The organism is Arminella tubonensis (assembly GCF_003240585.1).
GTDB lineage: Bacteria > Pseudomonadota > Alphaproteobacteria > Rhizobiales > Rhizobiaceae > Rhizobium > Rhizobium tubonense.
This window is the reverse complement of record NZ_PCDP01000003.1, coordinates 95,770-116,743: the sequence shown is the minus strand read 5'-3', so window position 1 is coordinate 116,743 and position 20,974 is coordinate 95,770. Positions and strand designations below refer to the sequence as shown.

Genomic DNA, 20,974 nt, shown 5'->3' with positions numbered 1-20,974 from the left:
GCGCAAAATCAACAAATCGTCACCAAAATCGCATTGCTTGCAGCCCATGGCACCGTATGAATGAGGGATATGTATTTCGAAACTACCTGCAGGTGCTTCGTTCATTTGCTCTCACGAGCAAGGAGCGAGTAGTCGATTCGCAAAGGGATGCCGTCTCCTCTATCCCTCTTCCGAGCGATGTCGGTATCACATCGCAGTCGTCGCCAGCGCATGCATAGAGCCGGCAAGCTACCGGCTCCATCAATTTCAGCTCATCGGAGCAATGAGAGGCTGTCTACTTGGCAGCATTCAGTTGAAGGCGGCTCACGCCGGCAGCAACGTTCAGGCCCGTATTTGCTTCGGCGCTGAGGGGCTGCAATCCAAAGTTCTTGGAGGTTCCTCCGACCAGCGCATTTGCACCGAGCCCGACACCCACGGTGCCGGAAGCCGAAACGCCGACATAGGTTCCAGCAAGCGCATGGTCGCCGGATTTGCTGGCGGCCAGCGTGTACACAACCCATCGCAGATAGGATTTGTTGGTTACACCGATATCGATGCCGAGTTTTCCGATGCTACCCGTATATTTCTCAACCGCGCCGGTCCTTTTGACGAGCTGGCAGTTCACGCCTTTGCTCGACCCCAGCAGCAGCCCGACGCCGCCGTTGACCTCGCAGGACAATGTTCCCAGGCGTTCCTTTTCGCCGGTGGCGACTGGCGCAGGATGCTTGGTTTTGTGATGGACGGGGGCGGCGCTGACGGCCGACGCGAAGGCGATCGACGAAATCGCGGCGATTGCAACGAAGGTTTTCATGGGAGTTCCTTGCCTGGTCATAATCCGGCTCAAACATGCCGTCAGGTCTTAAAACGACGGACCCCTGGAAGTTGTTCCCTTGTTACTAAATCGACGGTTGCGGAGCATGCAGCGCAGGGGTCGGTGGTCGGCCCATTGGGTAACGCCAGTGCCCTCCGTCAAAGGCCTTGTTGGCGATAACTTGCGGCCGGCGTGTGCGAATTCAGGCCAACACGCCTGAGAGAACCATCTTTGAAATGAACTTGCTGAGCAAGCCCGGATCGAAGTGTCCCCCTGAGCGCAGCATCATGTCTACGGCTTCTGCTTGCGTCCAACCGTTCTTGTAAGGACGCACGGTCGTCATTGCCTCGTAGACATCGCAGATCTCAGCAAGCCTTGCTTCAAACGGTATCGTATCGCCTGCCAGGCCGAGGGGATAGCCGGAGCCGTCGTATCGTTCGTGATGGTAGCGGCAGATGTGGAACGGCTTCGGTTCTTGCGCTTGATGTCTCTGAAGCTCCCGCAGCCAGTATTCTCAACCGCTACAAATGCCTGTGAAAAGCTTATCGTAATAACAGTATCATCTCAATCGCGATTCTAGCGGAAATCGTCGTAAGTGCGGTATTACATTAATATACGGGGATATATATAAGCAGAAAATAGTATTTCTGCGAGAACTGTCCTCAAAAATACCTGGAACGTCATTTTTTCCGAAAATATGTACTGAAGAAATCTGTTTGTACTGGCAATATCATTGTGACATTTAAAACTCGGCGTGTGTTTCTGCGTGGCTCCCTACAGCTCAATTATTCCACAACGGCGGTGCAGCATCGAATCTCTCTTGAAATGTTTAGTAACTTGGTCAACACTAAACATATTGCTCAACACGATGGGAATGAGGACGTGTTGGGCAAATGGGAATTGGGAAATTCCGAGGGCGGCGTTGCGCCGGCTTCTGTATCTGGGAGGATTACATGCAGAAGATTTTGAAGACATTGCTGGGTCTGGCCTCGGGATTGATGGTCTCGATTTCCGCGCCGACACTTGCCAAGGCGGACCAGTTGACTCTGTGCTGGGCGGCCTGGGATCCGGCCAATGCACTCGTCGAGCTTTCGAAGGACTTCACGGCGAAATCTGGCATCGACATGAAATTCGAGTTCGTCCCGTGGACCAGTTATGCCGATCGCTTTCTCAATGAATTGAATTCGCACGGGAAACTCTGCGACCTGATCATCGGTGACAGCCAGTGGATCGGGGGCGCCGCGGAGAATGGACATTATGTCAAGCTGAACGACTTCTTCGACAAGGAAGGCATCAAGATGGATGACTTCGTGCCGGCGACGGTCGTTGGCTATTCCGAATGGCCGAAGAATTCGCCGAACTATTGGGCGCTCCCCGCCATGGGCGACGTGGTCGGCTGGACATATCGCAAGGACTGGTTCGAAAAGCCTGAATTGCAGAAGGAATTCAAGGCCAAGTTCGGCAAGGATCTCGGCCCCCCGAAGACCTATGATGATCTCAAGGAGATCGCCGAATTCTTTCAGAAACGCGAGGTCGACGGCCATACGGTCTATGGCGCCTCCATCTATACCGAGCGCGGTTCCGAAGGCATCACGATGGGCGTGACCAACGTCCTCTATGACTGGGGCTTCCAGTACGAAAATCCGAAGAAACCCTATGACATGAAGGGCTTCGTCAATTCGCCAGAAGCGGCCAAGGGCCTTGCATTCTACAAGTCCCTCTACGATTGCTGCACGCCTCCGGGAAGCTCGAACATCTATATGACGGAATCCGCCGACGCCTTCAAATCGGGGCAGGTGGCGATGCAGATGAACTTCGCGTTCACGTGGCCCGGTCTCTATAAGGACGAGAAGGTCGGTGGCGACAGGATCGGCTTCTTCCCCAATCCGGCGGAAAAGGAACATTTCGCCCAGCTCGGCGGACAAGGGATTTCGGTGGTGTCCTACTCCGAAAAACGCGATGCCGCGCTTCAATACATCAAATGGTTCGCCCAACCCGACGTGCAGGCCAAGTGGTGGAAACTCGGTGGCTATTCCTGCCTGAAGGCAGTGGTCAACGCGCCCGACTTCGTCTCCAGCCAACCCTATGCCGGCGCCTTCCTCGAATCGATGGCGATCGTCAAGGATTTCTGGGCCGAGCCCAGCTATGCACAGCTGCTGCAGGCCATGCAGAAGCGCACGCATGACTACGTGGTTGCGGGGAAGGGCACTCCTCAGGAAGCACTCGACCTGCTGGTCAAGGACTGGACCGAGATTTTCCAGGATGACGGCAAGCTTTGATGTTTTCGTCCGCTGACATTTCGTCCGCAGAAGGAATAAAATTCACCGAGAACATCGCGAAGCAGCAGTCCGGAACCGCCGATCGGTCCGGATTGCCCGGCCATCGCAGCATTGCCAATCAAGGTGACGACATTGACTGACAGCAAATTATCCTTAGTCGAGCGGGGCGCGGAAGCAGCGGCGAAGGCAACCCCGCAACCGGTCCTACTGCGCATGCGCGGACTGTCCGACCGGGCCATTGCCTGGGCCTTCATCACACCGACGATTGTCCTGCTTCTCGCCATCAACATATTTCCACTGTTTTGGGCGATCTATCTGTCATTCACCAACTTTCGCGCAAACCGCCCGAATGCAGTTGCCGAAAGCGTTGGCCTGAAAAATTACGAACGGGTGCTGACCGACCCTGATATCTGGCAGGCGATGCAGACGACGGCGCATTTCGTCTTCTGGACCATTCTCCTGCAGACGCTGATCGGGTTTTCGCTTGCCTACCTGATCGACCGGAAGTTTCGCGGCCACGCATTCTGGACGACGATCATCCTCATTCCGATGATGTTGTCGCCTGCTGTCGTCGGCAATTTCTGGCGGTTTCTTTACCAGCCGCAGATCGGCCTTTTTGCCTATGTCGTCTCGTTCCTGACAGGAATTCCGACAGCCAATATCGAAATGCTGGGCAATGTCTCGCTGGCGCCATGGGCGATCGTCATCGTCGATACCTGGATGTGGACGCCCTATGTGATGCTGATCTGCCTGGCGGGACTGCGCTCGATCCCAGACTATATTTACGAGGCGGCCGAAGTGGATCGCGCTTCGCCGCTTCGGCAGTTCTGGTCGATCACGCTGCCGATGGTCCTTCCTTTCATCATGCTGGCGGTACTGTTCCGCGGCATTGAAAACTTCAAAATGTTCGACATGGTCAATCTTCTGACCGGCGGCGGGCCTGGCTCCACTACGGAAGTCGCCTCTATCACCTTGAAACGGCAGGCCTTTGAGAGCTGGCGAACCGGTTATAGCTCGGCCTTCGCGATCATCCTCTTCGTCGCCGTTTTCGGCCTCGCCAATATCTATGTCAAGGCACTCAACCGGGTGAAGCAACGATGAGCCGCACCGCCGCCCATTCCGTCGTCGAGCCGACGCGCACGTCCAAGCGCATCGCGGGGACAATCGTTGTCCTCTATGCGCTGATTTCGATCACGCCCTTGCTCTGGATATTTGCCACGAGCTTCAAGACGCCGCCGGATTCGATCTCCTATCCGCCGAAGATCGTCTTTCAGCCAAGCATCGAGGGTTATTGCAACCTGTTTACGACGCGAACACGGCAGACGCCCGAATATATCAACGCCTTGCCGGCGGCGACTTCGTTTTGCGACGATGTTACCCGGAAGCGCAACATGGTGATCGCCGGGCCGTCGAACTTCCTTCCGCGGTTCGTCAACTCGCTAATCATCGCTTTCGGCTCGACCTTCTGCGCGGTCGCATTGGGCACGCTCGCGGCCTATGGCTTCTCGCGCTTCAAGGTACCGCTGGCCGATGATTTGCTGTTCTTCATCCTCTCGACCCGCATGATGCCGCCGATCGCCGTCGCCATACCGATCTATCTGATGTACCGCCAACTTGGTCTTTCAGACACTGCACTCGGCATGATCCTGCTCTATACGGCAGTCAACGTGTCTCTCGCCGTCTGGCTGCTGAAGGGCTTCATCGACGAAATCCCGCGCGAATATGAAGAGGCGGCGATGATCGACGGCTATACGCGGCTCCAGGCCTTCTGGAAGGTCGTCTTGCCGCAGGCAACGACAGGGATTGCTGCTACCGCCATCTTTTGCCTGATCTTCGCCTGGAACGAATATGCCTTTGCAGCCCTGCTCACCTCCGGTACCGCGCAGACGGCGCCCCCCTTCATCCCGACCATCATCGGCGAGGGCGGGCAGGACTGGCCGGCGGTGGCGGCGGGCACCACGATCTTCCTCGTCCCGATCCTGGTGTTCACCATTCTTCTGCGCAAGCAGTTGCTGCGCGGCATCACCTTCGGAGCGGTTCGGAAATGAAGATACCAGTCGACAATCACCAAAAACCGAAGCGATTGTTCCTCCTCAGGCGCGGGCCGATGGAAAATATCGCAATCACATTGATCGGGCTTGGGTTCCTGATGCTTTTCCAACCCTTTGCCTTAATCCTCTACACCTATTCGCTGGTCACGCTTCTCGCCGGCACCGTGATGTTCATCATCGTGTCGAAATTTCCGGAGTGATCGATGGCTGAGATCAGGATAGAAAATCTGCGCAAGCAATTCGAAGACTTCGTTGCCGTCCGCGATTCCAATTTTACCGTCAAGGATGGCGAATTCCTGGCGCTACTCGGACCCTCCGGTTGTGGCAAGACCACGACCCTGCGCATGATTGCCGGCCTCGAGCTCCCCTCGAGCGGCGCCATTCTGCTGGACGGCGAGGACGTGACCTTCAATCGAGCCAGCGCGCGCGACATCGCCTTCGTCTTCCAGCTTTTCGCGCTCTATCCGCATATGTCGGTCCGGGGGAACGTCGGTTTCCCGCTATTGTCGCAGGGTGTGCCGAGAAAGGAGATCCGCAGTCGTGTGGAGGAAACCGCGCGTCTGCTTCAGATCGACCACATACTCGACCACTCCGTCTCCAGATTGGCGGGCGGGGATCGCCAGCGTGTTGCGCTCGGCCGCGCCATCGTCCGTCGACCGAAATGCTTTCTCATGGACGAACCGCTCGGCACGCTCGATGCCGAGTTTCGTGACACCATGGTCCGGGAGTTGCGGGAATTGCACAATCGCATTCATGCAACAACGGTCTACGTCACCCACGACCAGATGGAGGCCATGGCCATGGCCGACAAGATTGCCGTCATGAACCATGGGATCATCGAGCAATTCGGAACGCCGCAGGAAATCTACAATTGCCCGGCAAGCATGTACGTGGCTGATTTCATCGGGTCTCCGCCGATGAACTTCCTGCGGTTCACCTCGTCGCTCCATCGGGGAAAGCGCAGTGTGAGGATTGACGGCGTCGAGGTGGCGCTGCCCGCGGTCCTGGAAGACATGCCGGAAGCGGAACTGGCGCTGGGGATCCGGCCCGAACATATCCGCCTTAGCGACCACGCGCCGCTGCGGGGTTCCGTCTATGGCAGCGAATATCTTGGCACCAATCAGATCGTGACCGTGGAGACCGGATCAGGAATGCTGAAGGCGCGCATTCCAGCCAACCGGAATTTCAAGATCGGCGAGAACGTCGGCATCGAACTCGATCATGACAAGCTTTCGCTTTTCGATTGCAGGTCAGGTCGCGCCATTGGCTCGTCCCTTTATTCGGAGGCCCGCGATGGCTGAAGTCGTCCTTGAAAAGATCAGCAAGAGTTTCGGTGGCACGAGAGCGGTTCAGGATCTGACGCTGACGATTGCCAACGGCGAATTCGTAGTGCTTCTTGGGCCGACCGGCGCTGGAAAGACGACGACGCTCCGGCTCATCGCCGGGCTGGAACGGCCGGATACAGGACAGGTCAGGATTGGTGGCCAGAATGCCGCTGAGCTGCCGCCTGCGGCGCGCAATGTGGCCTTCGTCTTCCAGCAATACTCGCTCTATCCGCATTTGAGCGTCTACGACAACCTTGCCTTTCCTCTTCGTTCGCCGATCCATCGATCGAGCAAGGAGGAAATCGACCGGCGTGTCCGTGAAGTCGCGCAGATGGTGCGTATCGCCCACAAGCTGGAAAATCGGGCAACCAAGCTTTCCGGCGGCGAGATGCAACGCGTGGCGATCGGCCGCGCGCTGATCCGCCGGCCATCGATCTATCTGATGGACGAGCCGCTCTCCTCTCTGGATGCGAAGCTCCGCGCTGAACTGCGCCTGGAGCTCAAGCGCATACAGAAGGAACTGCGCTCGACTTTGCTCTATGTCACGCACGACCAGATCGAGGCGATGACCATGGCCGATCGTATCGGCATCATGGCAGAGGGCGGCCTGGTACAGATCGGTACCCCACGGGAAATCTACGGCAATCCCGCCAATCTCCATGTCGCTGCCCGTCTTGGCCAACCGCACATCAACCTGTTGCCTCCCGGCATGCTGCCGGGGTCCCGCGAGCCATCAGGCACCCGGACAATAGGCGCCAGAACCGAGCATCTGGAAATCGGAGGGGAAGGCAAGGCCAATGCGCGGGTGGACTGGATCGAACATCTGGGCGACCAGAACCATCTGCATCTCGCGGTTGGCGACCGAAAACTGGTGACGCTTGCCGATCCGCACGTGCCGGTTCGACCCGGTGACAGTGTCCGATTGACGCTCAAGGACCCGCTCTATTTCGGAGCGACAGGCGAGCGTTTGAGGTAAGGCGAGATCGAAGTCCGACGGCATACGACGCACGAAGTGGAAACGGCCAATGAAGCATTTTATCAATCGCAGGGAAAATATCGTCACGGAAGCGCTCGACGGTCTGTTGCAGACGTCTCCCGTCGGTAGGCTGGCCCGCCTCGATACCTATCCCGACATCAAGGTGATTTTGCGCGCCGACTGGGACAAGTCGAAGGTTGCTGTCATCTCAGGTGGCGGCGCCGGGCACGAACCCTCCCATGCCGGCTTTGTCGGTAAGTCTATGCTTACCGCTGCAGTCTCCGGCGAGATATTCGCATCTCCAAGCGTCGACGCTGTCCTGACGGCCATTCGTGCTGTCGCGGGAACGGCCGGCTGCCTGTTGATCGTCAAGAACTATACGGGTGACCGCCTAAATTTCGGTCTCGCGGCAGAAAAGGCTCGCGCGGAGGGGTTCCTGGTCGAAATGGTAATTGTCGGTGACGACATCGCCTTGCCGGACCTCGCCCAACCTCGCGGAGTAGCCGGCACGCTGTTCGTTCACAAGATTGCCGGTTATCTGGCGGAGCGTGGAGAGCCGCTGAAAGCTGTGACGTCTGCTGCCGGTGCTGCGGCGAAGGACGTCATTTCCCTCGGCGTTTCGTTGTCGTCTTGCTCCATCCCCGGTCAGGACCGTGAGGACCGTCTTGGTGCCTTAGAGGGTGAACTGGGTCTCGGCATCCATGGAGAACCCGGGGCCGAGCGCATTGCCCTGCAGGACGCGCAAGCCATCGTCGCAATCATGTCCGATCGCCTTGCAACGGCCATGTCTCCCGCCGCTGATCATGCGCTGCTGATCAACAATCTCGGCGCCGTTCCGCCGATTGAGATGAGTCTGATCGCGCATGCTGTTCTCAAATCGCGGATTGCCGACAGGGTGAAATTTGTCATTGGACCCGCGCCGCTGATGACCGCGTTGAATATGAATGGATTTTCGCTGTCTCTGCTGAAGCTCGATGTCGCCAGAGAAGAGGCGCTGCTCGCGGCGGTCGAGCCGCGTGCGTGGGTCGCACCGGTTCGCAGGCATGCAGTTGAAATCGTCAAAGCACCCGCCCTGGCAACCACCGGGGGCGAACACGCACCTAGCCGCAACGCCCGGCACGAGGAATTGCTCAGTGCGATCTGCAATCATTTGATATCGCTAGAGGCGGAACTCAACCGGCTTGATGCCCGCGCCGGCGACGGTGACACCGGCTCGACTGTCGCTTCTGGCGCCCGCAGCCTTTTGGCCGCGCGGCACTCGATGCCGCTCGACGATATATCTGACCTGCTCGCGGCAATTGGCAGCAAGCTTGCCACGAGCATGGGGGGATCCAGCGGGGTATTGCTCTCGATCTTCTTCACCGCGGCATCGAAGAAGATGGAAGATGGCGATGGATTGCCCTCGGCGTTGCTTGCCGGCCTTGACCGAATGTCCTTTTACGGCGGGGCCGCAATGGGTGATCGCACGATGATCGACGCGCTGGAGCCGGCCCTTCACAGTCTTGCCAGTGGCGATCTGGTCAAAGCGGCGCAAGCAGCAAGAATGGGTGCCGAAGGCACCAAGGCGATTACGAAAGCCAAGGCTGGTAGAGCGGCCTATGTCAGCGAGCGGGACCTCGAGGGAAGCGCTGATCCGGGTGCCATTGCGGTTGCCGAAGTGTTCGAGCTCGCAGCAAAGATGGCATAAACGGATGGTTGATGCGTCGTTGCCAAACCCCCTGTTGATCTGCGGCATGATCGACGCCTGCCGCGCGGCTATCGCCGCGAACGCGGACTATCTCAGCGAGCTCGACAGGGAAATCGGCGACGGGGACCACGGAACGAACATGCGTCGTGGATGTGAAGCGGTCCATGCACACCGCGAGGAACTTGCTCTTTTGCCGATGGCAGAGGCATTGGAAAAGACAGGAAGATTGCTGGTGGAAAACATCGGCGGGGCCTCCGGTCCGCTCTATGGAACGTTATTGATCGAGCTTGGAAGGAAATTCATGCATGGCGTGGAAGGCGGCGGTTTTGCCTGGGTCTTCAGACAGGCGGTTGATGCCGTTGCACATCGAGGTCGCTGCGATGTCGGCGACAAGACCCTGCTCGACGTCTTGTATCCAATTGAAGCGGAAATTGCGGGTCGGGCGAGTTTCAGCGGCATTGCACAGGAAGCGCAAAGAGCGGCAGAACGGACCCTCGGCATGAAAGCGATGCGCGGTCGGGCCTCTTATCTGGGAGAGCGCTCGATCGGCCATATCGATCCCGGCGCCTCCAGCTGTGCCTTGCTGACGACTGCGATCTGCGGAGTGTTGATGGAGCAGGAACATTCATGAGCGACAAGGCGAAAAATGTCGGCATCGTCATCGTATCGCACTCGCCCCTTGTCGCCCGCGGGACGGCCGACATGGTGCGGCAGATGGTTGGCGATTGCGTACCGCTTGCCTGGTGCGGCGGCAATTCGGAAGGGGGGCTTGGCACCAACACAGCAGACATTCTCTCTGCCATAGAAGCTGCGTGGTCGGATGCGGGCGTTGCCGTCTTCGTCGATTTGGGCGGCGCCGAAACCAATAGTGAAATGGCAATCGAGATGCTCGGTGAGGCGCGGTCGCCGCGCGCCATTATCTGCAACGCTCCGCTTGTCGAGGGCGCCGTGATTGCTGCGACCGAGGCATCTGGCGGAGCCTCGCTTGCCCGGGTGGTTCTGACGGCGGAGGAATTGTCCCCGTAATGGTAGGCCGGTCAAAAACAGATAGTCCTGACATGACCGACCTTTCCACGCGATGGCAGGCGGAGGTCGAGGTCACGCACCAGGTTGGACTTCATGCGCGGCCCTCGGTGACGTTTACGCGTCTGGCCAAGTCCTTTCCATGCACGATCGAGATCGAGGTCAATGGCAGCGGCGCGTGGCTGAACGGCAAGAGCATCGTCAAAATCATCGGCGCAAAGATACGCAAAGGTTCGATACTCAAGATTCGAGCGGAAGGAAGCAGGGGAGGCGAAGCCGTCGCAGCATTGCGGCATCTGATCGAGCGCAATTTCGATGAGGATATGGGCGATGACGGGACAGCGTAGGTCTTTCGGCATAGGTGCCTCGGCGGGGATTGCGGTCGGCCCCGCGGCCCTCGTGCGGCGTATGGAGCCGGATATTTCGGATCATCCGGCAGGCCTCCTCGGTGTAGAGCCGCTTGCACAGGCGATCAAAACCGCCATCTCAGCCATACAGTCTCTGGCCGATGCAACGCCAACGAATGACGCGGCCATTCTGGATTTTCAGATCGAGATGCTGCGCGATCCGACGCTCTTCGATATGGCGGCCGAGCGCATCGGCAAGGGGGAGGACGCAGCCATCGCCTGGATTGGCACCATGGACAGCTTCATTACCGGTTTCCAGGGGTCGGATGATGAACTGATGGGCGCCCGTGCGGTCGATGTCATCGACATGAAAAATCGCGTCCTCGACATCATGATGGGCAGGCCGACGAGTACGTTTCCCGCAGGGTCGATCTATGTTGGCCGCGATATCGAACCGAGCCTGTTTCTGGCCCACGATTGGAGCGATGGCGGCGGCATCGTGTTGTTCAACGGTAGCACCGCCAGCCATGTCGCAACGCTGGCCCGTGCTCGAAGCGTCCCAATGGTGACGGGGATCGGGCCGATCGAACTTGGCCCCGAAGAGATCCTTCTCGTCGATGGAAGCAGCGGCAGCGTGATAACCGACCCGCAGCCTGCCGACATGACACCCAGTTTATCAAATCGGGGCAGGCCCGGAACTTCACCTGATGCTCACCATCGATCGGATGCCGGCAAGGTGGAAACCGCCGATGGAATTCCAGTCCAGGTATCGGTCAACATCAGTGTACTGTCCGAACTCGACCGCCTTGATCCGACGACCACGGCGGGTGTCGGACTGTTACGGACGGAGTTCCTGCTATCGAGCCCGTCCGACATCTTCAACGAGGAGGAACAGTTTGCTGCCTATCGCCGCATTCTTGAATGGGCGCAGCAAAAACCGGTCGTCATCAGACTGTTCGATCTCGGCGGCGACAAGGCCTTTCCGACGATCGCCGGTGAACACGGCTCTTTCCTCGGCCTGCGCGGCGTCCGCCTTCTGTTGTCCAAGCCGGAGATTTTGCGGGTGCAGGCCCGGGCTCTACTGCGGGCGGCGGCGTTCGGGCAGCTGCGGATCATGTTGCCGATGGTGACAATTCCCGCCGAAGTCGATGCGGCAGCGGCGATCCTCAAGGAGGAGGCCGATCTACTGTCAATAGGTGGCAAGTTCCACCCTGTGCCGCCTCTGGGAATGATGGTCGAGGTACCGGCTGCGGCGCTGATGCTCGAGACATTCTATAAAGCCGATTTCTTCTCCTTCGGCACCAATGATCTCGGTCAATATCTTGTCGCGGCCGCACGCGATAATCCTGCCGTGGCAGGTCTGCATGCAGAAGCGCCGCCTGCGATTTATCGTCTGATCGCTGCGAGCTTGAAGGGCATTGACAGTATGAGCCGGCCGGTCAGCATCTGCGGCGACATGGCGAGCGATCCCGCATGCCTCGGAAGTCTGCTGAAGTGCGGACTGCGCCATTTTTCCGTCACCCCGTCGCGCTTGATGGCGGTGAAATCAGCCATAAGAGCGCTGAATGCAAATGCACCACAGACGGCAGCTGATTGACATGGCGCGAGACCCAACAGAATCGACGATTGTCGACTACAAGATTATCCTGTTGGGCATCATCGACATGCGTCCGTCTGGAACACGGCAGCGGCTTGCCGATGCGCTGGGCAAGCATCGCAGCTTCGTAACGCAGATTACCAGCCCGACCTATTCTACCCCGCTGCCGGCCCGGCATCTGCCGACTATTTTCAAGGTCTGCCACTTCAGCCCCGCGGAGCAGGAGCGCTTCCTGAAGGCCTATCAACTGGCCCACCCTGGAAGGCTTCCGGATCTGGCCACACGGGATGGCGTCCGGCAGATGTCGCTGACGGTGCCTGACTTTGGCAACGAGAAGAAAAATCGAATGTTTGATGAGGCAATAGAGGAGTTTATCCTGAAAATGGCCCGGCTTTCGGAGAGCGGAGAGTAGACCGGAATGAGTTTGCGAGTTTAGGATCGATGTCGGGGGCGTGATGAAAAAATTCATGAACAGGGCCGACACCATGGTGGCAGAGAGCCTGGAAGGGTTCGTCGCTGCTCATGAAGACATTCTGATGTTTTGCCCGCAGCGCAAATGCATTACCCGCCGCTCGCTGAAGCCGGGGAAACCTGCACTGATATCGGGAGGCGGAGCCGGGCACGAGCCCTTGCACGTCGGTTTCGTCGGTCACGGAATGCTCGACGCCGCATGCACGGGCCATATATTCACGTCGCCTACGCCGGACCAGATCCTCGCCGCGATCGAGACGACCGACACGGGTGGCGGGTGCCTGCTGATCGTCAAGAATTATGATGGCGACATCATGAATTTCGAAATGGCAGCCGAAGCCGCGAAAGATCGGCATGATGTGGAAATGTTGTTCGTTGGCGACGACGTTGCAAGCCGTCATTCCAAGAAAACCGGGAAGCGCGGCGTTGCCGGCACCATGGTGACCGAGAAACTCCTGGGCGCAGCGGCCGAGCGCGGCATGTCGCTTCAGGCTTTGCGTTCGTTGGGAACGGAATTGGCAGAGCGCATTTTCACAATGGGCGTCGCTTTGCGCGGCGCCAGCGTCCCGGAGCTTCGCCGGCCGACATTTACCCTCGGTCCGGATGAGATGGAGATCGGCGTTGGCATACACGGAGAAGCAGGTCGTTCACGGCAGGTCTATTCGGGGGCCGAAGCCGCCGCGCGCGCGATGTGCGATGAAATACTGGCGGCTTGCGGTTCCCATTTGACCGGGCGAGCGTTGCTGCTGGTAAATGGCCTCGGCGGCACGCCGCCGGCCGAGCTTTACCTAATGTACGGCCTTGCAAGGCGCATGTTCGAGGCTGCCGGCGTCGAAATTGCACGCTCGCTGGTGGGTACGTTTGTCACGTCGCTCGACATGCAAGGCGTATCCATTACTCTTGCTGTTCTAAACGAGGGACAATTCGCGCTCTGGGACGCGCCGGTTCACACGGCCGCGTTGAGATGGGGCAATGAAGAGAGGTGTTGAAGGCTGTTCGGCAACAGGCGAGGAGGGATAAAGCATGCTTTGGCCGGAGGCTGTCGCCATTGACGGGACAACCGGATCGGTTTCGCCTTTCACTGGACGATATACAAAGCGCCTCAGCCAATTGCGTGGAATATTCCGCGCGGCAGTGCTCTCGAACAGGGCGTATCACGCAATAACGATCCCATCGTCTACGAGGTGGTCGAGTACCGAAAGGAGGGAAGTGATCTCTTCTTCGGCACGACGATCATGAACCCGGGAAAGGTCGGCGACGAGTTCTATATGACGCGCGGCCACTTTCACGCGCGGCGGGATATGGGCAAGGTCTACTACACGCAGAGCGGCGAGGGCATTCTCCACTGGAATCTCGGGATGGCGAAACCGCCACGGTCGAGATGCGCCCGGGGACATGCGCATCCACCCCACCGGATTGGGCCCATCGCTCGGTCAACACCGGACCCGAAAAGCTTATCTTCGTCTGGGTCGGCAACACGCCTTCGGGCCAGGACTATGGCGAGATCCTCAGCAAGGGGATGCGGAAGCGGGTGATCGAGGCCGGTGGTGTGGCGAAGGTTGTTCCCAACCCGGATTATCCGGCGTAGCTGGCGGATCTCTAGCCATCGATGTCCTTGATGTCGTCGAGCGGGCCGGTGAGCGCCATACGCGGCATGATGAGTTCCGGCTGGATCAGATAGATCTGCGGCGCGGGCCGGGTTTCCGCCATAAGCTCGAAAGCCTTTGCCAGCATCCCCTCCGTATTCTGCCTGATCATCAGCACGGGGAAGGGCAGGAACGAAGCAAACGGGTCGTAGTCGTAACAGCCAACGACGATGTCCGCAAAGGTCTCGTGGGGGTGTTGGCCCATGAAGCGCAGCAGGCCTTCGAAATTGATCGAAGAGTTGATGAACAGTCCGCGGGGAAGCTTTCCCTCGCGCTCGTAAAATGCCTCGAATGCCTTTTGCGTCATGTTGGGAGAGTAGCCTGTTGGCTGGATGCAGTCATCCGCATCAGCCCCAAGCATCTCGATCTTGGTGTCGCGGAAGCCCCTGATGCGCTCTCGACTTGCGTGGTCGTTGCGGCCGCCGAAGAGAAACAGCTCCTTGGGCTTCAATGCTTCGGCGGAATGGAAATGCTCGATGATGGCTGAAGTCAGCATTCGCGCTCCTTCGTAATTGTCGCTGATGACTGAGGGCGCCCTTGTTCCCGGCAGGTCGATGTTGATGTGCCGGATGCCCGCTGCCTCGCACAAGGTGTGGATACTGTCGGGATCGGTCGCACCGGCAATGAACAGCTCGTCGATCGAATAGGAGATCAGCGTCTCTACGGTCGCGCGCTCCTCTTCCGGATCACGACAGGCGCTGACGACAATGGGGCATTTTCCGTGGCTGCGGACCTCTGCCTCGAACGTCTGCGCCATGGAGGAGAAATATCGATTGTCGTGCACCGGCAGCAGCAGGCCGACGAGGCCTGAGCGCGAGCTTCGCAGGCCTCTGGCCTGGAGATTGGCGGTGTATTGATGCCGCTCCGCCAGACCCTGAATGAGCTGCGCGGTGCTTTCCTTGATGCGGCGCTTGCGCCAGGAGCCGTTGAGAACGGCGCTGACAGTCGAGGCGGAGCATCCCGACAGAACCGAGAGGTCGTAGATCGTGGCTTTCTTCTTGCCTTGGCGCATGTTGTCTCCTCCCGTTCTGCCTAGTTCCAAAACCCTCTTGACGAAAGCTTAGTTCTAACCAATAGTGATTGCACCATCGATTGTGCAAATTAGAAATATCGATTGTGCGCTATTGATGCATCGTTTGAGGAGGCGATCAACCGGAGGTGGGATTTCCTGCATCGGCTCGACGAGTTTCAAGAACCGTCAGCGATGGCGGCTTGGGTTTTCCCAGCAAGAAACGTTTCGGAGGAGGAATCAACATGAAGAAGTTTATAATCGCGGCGCTCGTCGCGACGTTGTCGCTTGGTGTCTCATTTGCCGCTATTGCCGCTGATACCGGCAAGGTCGGCGTTGTGGTCAAGATCGGCGGTATCCCTTGGTTCAACGCCATGGAGGCAGGCATCAAGGAACGCGGCGCCAAGCTGGGCGTCGATGCCTTCATGATCGGGCCGACGAGCGCAGACCCAGCGCTGCAGGTCCGCGCCATCGAGGATTTGATCGCGCAAGGCGTAAAGGTCATCGGCGTCGTCCCGAACGATGCCAAGGTGCTTGAACCCGTGCTGACCAAGGCCAAAGAGCAGGGCATCATCGTCATCACCCATGAATCGCCGAGCCAGAAGGGTGCCGACTGGGATTTCGAGCTCGCTTCGTCAGTCGGCTTTGGTGAAGCCTACGGCAAGCTGCTGGCCGAGAAGATGGGCGGCAAGGGCGAATATGCCGTCTTTGTCGGTTCGCTGACGGTGCCGCTACATAACGCCTGGGCGGATGCAGCCATCGCCTATCTCAAGAAGAACTATCCTGACATGAAGGCTGTCGGGGATCGCTACGGTGTGGCGGAAGACGTCGATAAGAGCCGCAGCACGGCACTCGATCTTATTTCCGCGCATCCAAACTTGACAGGGTTCCTTGCCTTCGGCAGCCAGGGCCCGATCGGCGCCGGACGAGCGGTCGAAGAGCGCCGCAAGATCGGAAAGATCTTCGTGCTCGGACCCTTTTCGCCAGGACAGGGGCAGAAGCTTTTGATGAGCGACGCGATTTCCGGCGGCTATATGTGGAATCCGAAGCAAGCGGGCGAAGTGTTCGTCACGCTCGCCGACCGGCTGATGAAGGGCGGAGAGTTGAAGGACGGCGAAGAAATCGAAGGCCTTGGCAAGATCAAGCCCGATTTCAAGAACCACAATATCATTGTCGATCAGCTAGTGCCGATCAACAAGGATACGGTCGCCGGCCTTGCCGCCATGGGTCTGTGACCATCCGCAGTTCTCCCGGCTGCTGGGCTGGCTTCGGCTGGCCCGGCGGTGCCCTTTAGACGAGCGATAGGTCCCCGGACAATGACGGTACCGGCAAGCGTGGACGACGGTCAAAAGCCGTTATTGTCGCTGCGCAACATCAACATGACCTTCGGTGGGGTCAAGGCGCTTCGCAATGTCCGCTTCGGGGTGCTCCCCGGCGAGGTGCATTGCCTTGCCGGCGAAAACGGCTCGGGCAAGAGCACGCTGATCAAGATCATTACCGGTGTCTATCGACCGGAACCGGGAGCTGAGATCGAGTTCGAGGGCCAGACCTTTTCGCACATGTCGCCGGTGACGGCACAGGCAGCCGGTATCCAGGTCATCTGGCAGGATCTTGCCCTGTTTCCGGAAATGAGCGTTGCCGAGAATATCGCCTTTCAGACCCTGCTCGGGCGCTGGCCCCGCTTTGTCAACTACAACACAATGAGGGAAACCGCGGTCAAGGCGCTGGCCCGGCTCGGCGTCACGCTCGATGTCGACCTGCCGCTCAAGGAATTTCCGATCGCCCAGCGCCAGATCGTCGCGATCGCCCGAGCACTTGTCGGCGAAGCCAAGCTCGTCTTCATGGATGAGCCGACCGCCTCGCTAACGCAATCGGAAACCGATCATCTCCTCGGTATAGTTCACACGCTCTCGGCCTCCGGCGTCGCGGTCGTGTTCGTGAGCCATCGACTGGCTGAAGTGCTAGCCATTTCGAGCCGGCTGACGGTCCTGAAGGATGGCGCTCTCGTCGGCGTCTACCCGACCACCGGGATGACGCAGTCACGCATCACGGAGCTGATGACCGGCAAAACCTTCGACCAAACGCTTCGCGTGCGGGACATCACAGCCAATCCGGTCATGCTCGATGTCTCAGGGCTCACGCGCAAAGGTCAGTTCGAGGATATTTCTTTCACGGTTCGCCGCGGTGAGACGCTCGGGATCATCGGGCTGCTCGGCGCCGGCCGCACCGAGCTGGCCCTGTCTCTGTTCGGGATGCTGAAGCCGCAATCGGGCACGATCAGCCTCGACGGCAAGCCGGTCCGTTTCTCTTCGAACCGCGACGCCATCGGCGCCGGCATCGCCTATCTCTCGGAGGACCGCTTATCGCTCGGCCTCATCCAGCCGCAATCGATCGCCGACAATCTGGTGATCTCCTCGCTGGATCGGATCACCTCGCATGGTTTGCTGTCGGATGGCAGCAAGCGCGAGCTCGTTGCCCGCTGGATCGCGGACCTCGGCGTCAAGATCGGCCTGCAAAGCGATGCGATCTCGACGCTTTCCGGCGGCAACCAGCAGCGTATCGCCATTGCCAAATGGCTGGCGACGGATCCGAAGCTGCTCATTCTCGATGCGCCGACAGTGGGTGTCGACGTCGGTGCCCGCGCCGGTATCTTCGACATCGTCGCAAAGCTCGCCGACAGCGGCCTTGCTATCATTCTGATCTCCGACGAAGTTCCGGAGGTCTATTTCAATGCGGACCGTGTGCTGCATATGGCGAAAGGCCGGATCGCCAACCGGTTCACGCCGCGCGACTGCACACTTCATGCCATCGAGGCTGCCGTCTATGCGTAAAGTCGTCCAATCTCATGCGACGGAATTTGCGCTGCTCGCAGTCATCGCGATCATCAGCCTGTTCCTCTCACTCGTGACAGACCGCTTCTTCTCGCTTGGAAACGTCTTCGATCTGCTCAACTCAAGCTCGGTCAACATCATCTTCGCAGTCGGATTGCTGGTGGTTCTGATCGCCGGCGGTATCGACATCTCGTTCGCAGTTGCGGCGTCCGTCGTACAGTATGTCACCGCTGTTCTGCTCGGATGGATGGGCGGTGGCGGGTGGATAAGCGGGCTACTGATCGCGGGCTTGATTGGCATCCTGCTGGGCGCGATCAACGCCTTTCTGATCGACCGGTTCCGGATCATCTCGATTGTCGCAACCATCGCCACCTTCAATATCTATTTCGGGCTGTTGATGTTCTTCACGCGTGGCGTGTCGATCTACAATCTGCCGGACTGGCTGACTGCTCACGTCGTGCTCTATGAGCGCGAAATGGCAGATGGCAGCTGGATCGAAATCACCCTGCCGGTTCTAGTGATGATCATTTGCGTCATAGCGACGTGGTTCTTCATCACCCGCACGACGACAGGTCGCCAGCTTTATGCCTTTGGCGACAATCCTGAAGGCGCCCGGCGCTTTGGTATCAATATCACTGCAATGCAGTTCATCGCCTTCGGCTGGCTCGGCCTTATGGCCGGGATCGGCGGCTTGATCCAGGCACATTATGCGCAGGAAGTCGTTCCGAACGCGCTCTATGGCCGCGAGCTGGATGTGCTTGCCGCCGTGGTTCTGGGTGGGGCGCGTCTCGGCGGCGGCAAGGGCTCTGTTCTCGGCTGCGTCCTTGGCGTGCTGCTGATCTCGATCACCCAGAACGGTCTCAACCTTGCCGGTGTCTCGCCCTTCGCTTTCAAGATGATCATCGGTGCGATCATCCTCGTCGCGATCACGCTGTCGAACACCAGCCTCGAGAAGCTGCTGCCGTTCATGCGCGAGGGTGGCCGCAAATGACCGCGCTTGTTAATCGCATCCGCACCTTTGTCGGGCCCGACATGGCAGGGCCGGGCTTCGCGTTCCTCGCCGTCGTCCTATTCTTCAGCCTGGCCTCGCCGCAGTTCCTTAGCCGCGCGACATTCGGGTCGGTTGCGTTCCAGCTTCCGGAACTAGGGCTGCTGACGCTTGCAATGCTGCTGCCCGTGCTGACCGGAGGCCTCAATCTCGCGATAACGTTCACTGCCAATATTGCAGGTCTGACGGCGGCCTGGGTTCTGCATCAGAACGGTGGCGTCGACGCCAGTCCGCCGGTCTTTGTCGTCGCCTGCGTCCTTGCCGTCGCCGTCGGTGCCGCAAGCGGCCTGGTGATGGGCCTCGTCATTGCCTACACCCGCGCGCATCCTATTCTCGTGTCGCTGTCGATGATGATTTTCCTGCGTGGGCTGGGCGAGTTCCTGACGCGTGGCGGCGATGTTTCAGGATTTCCGGCCTTTATACAGCCGTTCGGCCACGGCAGCATTCTCGGTTTTCCAATCCCTCTAATAGTCTTTGTCGGCTGCGTGCTCGGCTGGCACGTGCTGTTGACGCGTACCAAGCTCGGTTTCAATCTCCACATGATCGGCTCGAACATCGAGGCTGCAAGGTATTCCGGCGTCAACACGCGCAAGGTGCTGGTGCTGGTCTACATGTTGTCAGGTGCCATGTGCGCTGTCGCTGGTATCATCATGCTCGCCCGGTTCAATTCGGTGCGTGTCGGCCACGGCGAATCCTATCTGCTGATCACCGTGCTTGCCTGCTTCCTCGGCGGGGTCAATCCGTTTGGGGGCTTCGGGCGCGTCATTCCTGTCTTTGTGGCCCTTGTCGTTCTGCAGCTGTTGTCTTCCGGCCTCAATCTGATGGGCGCCAACCAGCATCTGGCGACCGCGGTCTGGGGCATTCTTCTCGTCACCGTGATGATCCTGCGCTTTGCGGCGGGACATCTCAAATCTCTCACCCGCAATAAAGGATAAGGATCATGGAAGGTTTTGGCGTTCATACCAGCATGTGGACCATGAATTGGGATCGGGCCGGGGCGGAGAAGGCGGTTGCCGCCGCAGTCAAATACAAGATGGATTTCATCGAGATAGCCCTACTGAACGCGCCGGCCGTCGATGCTCCTCATACGCGCGCACTTCTTGAGAAGCACCACCTGCGTGCCGTCAGTTCGCTTGGCCTGCCGGAGCGCGCCTGGGCCTCGGTTCGGCCGGAGGCAGCCATAGAATATCTGACTGTCGCCATCGACAAGACCGCCGAAATGGGCGCCGAGGCGCTGTCCGGCGTGATCTTTGGCGGCATCGGCGAGCGGACGGGCGTGCCACCGACGCAGGGAGAATACGACAACATCACCCGCGCCCTGCAGGCAGCCGCCAGACATGCGAAATCGAAGGGCATCGAGCTCGGGGTCGAGGCGGTAAACCGCTACGAGAACCATCTTATCAACACCGGCCGCCAGGCGGTTGATATGGTCGAGCGCGTCGGCGCCGACAATGTCTTCGTCCATCTCGACACCTACCACATGAACATCGAGGAAAAGGGTGCCGCCAACGGCATCCTCGATGCTCGCGAGCACCTCAAATACATCCACCTGTCCGAAAGCGACCGCGGCACGCCGGGCTATGGCAACGTGCCATGGGACGAAATCTACGCGGCATTGGCAGCGATCGGCTTCAAGGGTGGCCTGGCGATGGAAAGCTTCATCAATATGCCGCCTGAAGTGGCCTACGGACTTGCAGTCTGGCGGCCCGTCGCAAAAGACGAAGCCGAAGTCATGGACAACGGCCTGCCGTTCCTGCGCAACAAGGCAAAGCAATACGGATTGATCTGAGTCCACGAGACCGCTTCCACTAAGGTGGAAGCGGTCTCGATCCAGTCACGACATCGACAGCCCATTCACAACCAGTTCCGTTTGGCCTAAAGAGCGCGCAGGTAA

Annotated in this window: 22 protein-coding genes and 1 pseudogene; 20 read left to right on the top strand and 3 right to left on the bottom strand. The window is 58.8% G+C overall.

Annotated features, from left to right (window positions below; genetic code table 11):
• Positions 1 to 274: 274 nt before the first annotated feature.
• Complete coding sequence (locus tag CPY51_RS04620; RefSeq protein WP_111158871.1) at positions 275 to 790, bottom strand: DUF992 domain-containing protein; 516 nt, start codon at positions 788 to 790, stop codon at positions 275 to 277.
• Between the two features lie 202 nt (positions 791 to 992).
• Positions 993 to 1,247 carry an HD-GYP domain-containing protein gene (locus CPY51_RS04615; protein ID WP_420820666.1) on the bottom strand — a complete coding sequence of 85 codons (255 nt, stop codon included), beginning with the start codon at positions 1,245 to 1,247 and terminating at the stop codon, positions 993 to 995.
• Positions 1,248 to 1,743: 496 nt separating this feature from the next.
• Between CPY51_RS04615 and CPY51_RS04610 the strand changes: the two genes are divergently transcribed.
• The 15 genes and pseudogenes from CPY51_RS04610 to CPY51_RS33705 all read left to right on the top strand — a co-directional run bounded on the left by CPY51_RS04610 (position 1,744) and on the right by CPY51_RS33705 (position 14,134).
• A complete protein-coding gene (locus tag CPY51_RS04610; RefSeq protein ID WP_111158869.1) occupies positions 1,744 to 3,069 on the top strand; it encodes an ABC transporter substrate-binding protein in 1,326 nt (441 codons plus the stop codon).
• A 132-nt stretch (positions 3,070 to 3,201) separates the two neighbouring features.
• The gene (locus CPY51_RS04605) at positions 3,202 to 4,170 is read left to right on the top strand and encodes a carbohydrate ABC transporter permease (RefSeq protein WP_111158914.1); all 969 of its coding nucleotides are present in this window, start codon (positions 3,202 to 3,204) and stop codon (positions 4,168 to 4,170) included.
• Positions 4,167 to 5,117 (top strand): carbohydrate ABC transporter permease, encoded by a 951-nt coding sequence (locus CPY51_RS04600; protein ID WP_111158868.1) that lies wholly within the window; start codon positions 4,167 to 4,169, stop codon positions 5,115 to 5,117. Before CPY51_RS04605 ends, CPY51_RS04600 begins: the two co-directional genes overlap by 4 nt.
• Positions 5,114 to 5,320, top strand: a complete 207-nt coding sequence (locus CPY51_RS04595) for a hypothetical protein (RefSeq protein WP_111158867.1) — start codon at positions 5,114 to 5,116, stop codon at positions 5,318 to 5,320. Before CPY51_RS04600 ends, CPY51_RS04595 begins: the two co-directional genes overlap by 4 nt.
• Positions 5,321 to 5,323: 3 nt before the next feature.
• A complete protein-coding gene (locus CPY51_RS04590) occupies positions 5,324 to 6,421 on the top strand; it encodes an ABC transporter ATP-binding protein (protein WP_111158866.1) in 1,098 nt (365 codons plus the stop codon).
• Positions 6,414 to 7,421 carry an ABC transporter ATP-binding protein gene (locus tag CPY51_RS04585; protein ID WP_111158865.1) on the top strand — a complete coding sequence of 336 codons (1,008 nt, stop codon included), beginning with the start codon at positions 6,414 to 6,416 and terminating at the stop codon, positions 7,419 to 7,421. The genes CPY51_RS04590 and CPY51_RS04585 overlap by 8 nt, the downstream gene beginning before the upstream one ends.
• A gap of 49 nt (positions 7,422 to 7,470) precedes the next feature.
• A complete protein-coding gene (locus CPY51_RS04580; RefSeq protein WP_111158864.1) occupies positions 7,471 to 9,108 on the top strand; it encodes a dihydroxyacetone kinase subunit DhaK in 1,638 nt (545 codons plus the stop codon).
• 4 nt (positions 9,109 to 9,112) lie between these two features.
• Positions 9,113 to 9,739, top strand: coding sequence for a dihydroxyacetone kinase subunit DhaL (gene dhaL, locus CPY51_RS04575; RefSeq protein WP_111158863.1), 627 nt, complete (start codon positions 9,113 to 9,115; stop codon positions 9,737 to 9,739).
• Positions 9,736 to 10,134, top strand: a complete 399-nt coding sequence (dhaM, locus tag CPY51_RS04570; protein WP_111158862.1) for a dihydroxyacetone kinase phosphoryl donor subunit DhaM — start codon at positions 9,736 to 9,738, stop codon at positions 10,132 to 10,134. Before dhaL ends, dhaM begins: the two co-directional genes overlap by 4 nt.
• Positions 10,134 to 10,478, top strand: a complete 345-nt coding sequence (locus CPY51_RS04565) for an HPr family phosphocarrier protein (protein WP_111158861.1) — start codon at positions 10,134 to 10,136, stop codon at positions 10,476 to 10,478. Before dhaM ends, CPY51_RS04565 begins: the two co-directional genes overlap by 1 nt.
• Entirely contained in the window at positions 10,462 to 12,075 is a 1,614-nt protein-coding gene (locus CPY51_RS04560; RefSeq protein WP_111158860.1) for a putative PEP-binding protein, read from the top strand. The genes CPY51_RS04565 and CPY51_RS04560 overlap by 17 nt, the downstream gene beginning before the upstream one ends.
• Before the next feature lies 1 nt (position 12,076).
• Complete coding sequence (locus CPY51_RS04555; RefSeq protein WP_111158859.1) at positions 12,077 to 12,487, top strand: hypothetical protein; 411 nt, start codon at positions 12,077 to 12,079, stop codon at positions 12,485 to 12,487.
• 43 nt (positions 12,488 to 12,530) lie between these two features.
• Positions 12,531 to 13,535 (top strand): dihydroxyacetone kinase subunit DhaK, encoded by a 1,005-nt coding sequence (locus CPY51_RS04550; RefSeq protein WP_111158858.1) that lies wholly within the window; start codon positions 12,531 to 12,533, stop codon positions 13,533 to 13,535.
• A 195-nt stretch (positions 13,536 to 13,730) separates the two neighbouring features.
• Positions 13,731 to 13,829: pseudogene (locus CPY51_RS33710) on the top strand (glucose-6-phosphate isomerase family protein); the annotation flags it as partial.
• Between the two features lie 98 nt (positions 13,830 to 13,927).
• Positions 13,928 to 14,134 carry a glucose-6-phosphate isomerase family protein gene (locus CPY51_RS33705; protein ID WP_275540450.1) on the top strand — a complete coding sequence of 69 codons (207 nt, stop codon included), beginning with the start codon at positions 13,928 to 13,930 and terminating at the stop codon, positions 14,132 to 14,134.
• A gap of 11 nt (positions 14,135 to 14,145) precedes the next feature.
• On the opposite strand, the gene CPY51_RS04540 is transcribed toward CPY51_RS33705, so the two are convergent.
• The gene (locus tag CPY51_RS04540; protein WP_111158857.1) at positions 14,146 to 15,204 is read right to left on the bottom strand and encodes a LacI family DNA-binding transcriptional regulator; all 1,059 of its coding nucleotides are present in this window, start codon (positions 15,202 to 15,204) and stop codon (positions 14,146 to 14,148) included.
• 242 nt (positions 15,205 to 15,446) lie between these two features.
• Between CPY51_RS04540 and CPY51_RS04535 the strand changes: the two genes are divergently transcribed.
• The 5 genes from CPY51_RS04535 (at position 15,447) to CPY51_RS04515 (ending at position 20,869) form a co-directional block, all read left to right on the top strand.
• A complete protein-coding gene (locus tag CPY51_RS04535; RefSeq protein ID WP_111158856.1) occupies positions 15,447 to 16,436 on the top strand; it encodes an autoinducer 2 ABC transporter substrate-binding protein in 990 nt (329 codons plus the stop codon).
• Between the two features lie 81 nt (positions 16,437 to 16,517).
• Positions 16,518 to 18,032 (top strand): sugar ABC transporter ATP-binding protein, encoded by a 1,515-nt coding sequence (locus tag CPY51_RS04530; RefSeq protein ID WP_111158855.1) that lies wholly within the window; start codon positions 16,518 to 16,520, stop codon positions 18,030 to 18,032.
• Positions 18,025 to 19,023 carry an ABC transporter permease gene (locus CPY51_RS04525; RefSeq protein WP_111158854.1) on the top strand — a complete coding sequence of 333 codons (999 nt, stop codon included), beginning with the start codon at positions 18,025 to 18,027 and terminating at the stop codon, positions 19,021 to 19,023. Before CPY51_RS04530 ends, CPY51_RS04525 begins: the two co-directional genes overlap by 8 nt.
• The gene (locus CPY51_RS04520; protein ID WP_111158853.1) at positions 19,020 to 20,015 is read left to right on the top strand and encodes an ABC transporter permease; all 996 of its coding nucleotides are present in this window, start codon (positions 19,020 to 19,022) and stop codon (positions 20,013 to 20,015) included. Before CPY51_RS04525 ends, CPY51_RS04520 begins: the two co-directional genes overlap by 4 nt.
• Positions 20,016 to 20,020: 5 nt before the next feature.
• On the top strand, positions 20,021 to 20,869 hold the full coding sequence (locus CPY51_RS04515; protein ID WP_111158852.1) for a sugar phosphate isomerase/epimerase family protein: 849 nt from the start codon (positions 20,021 to 20,023) through the stop codon (positions 20,867 to 20,869).
• Positions 20,870 to 20,974 lie beyond the last annotated feature (105 nt).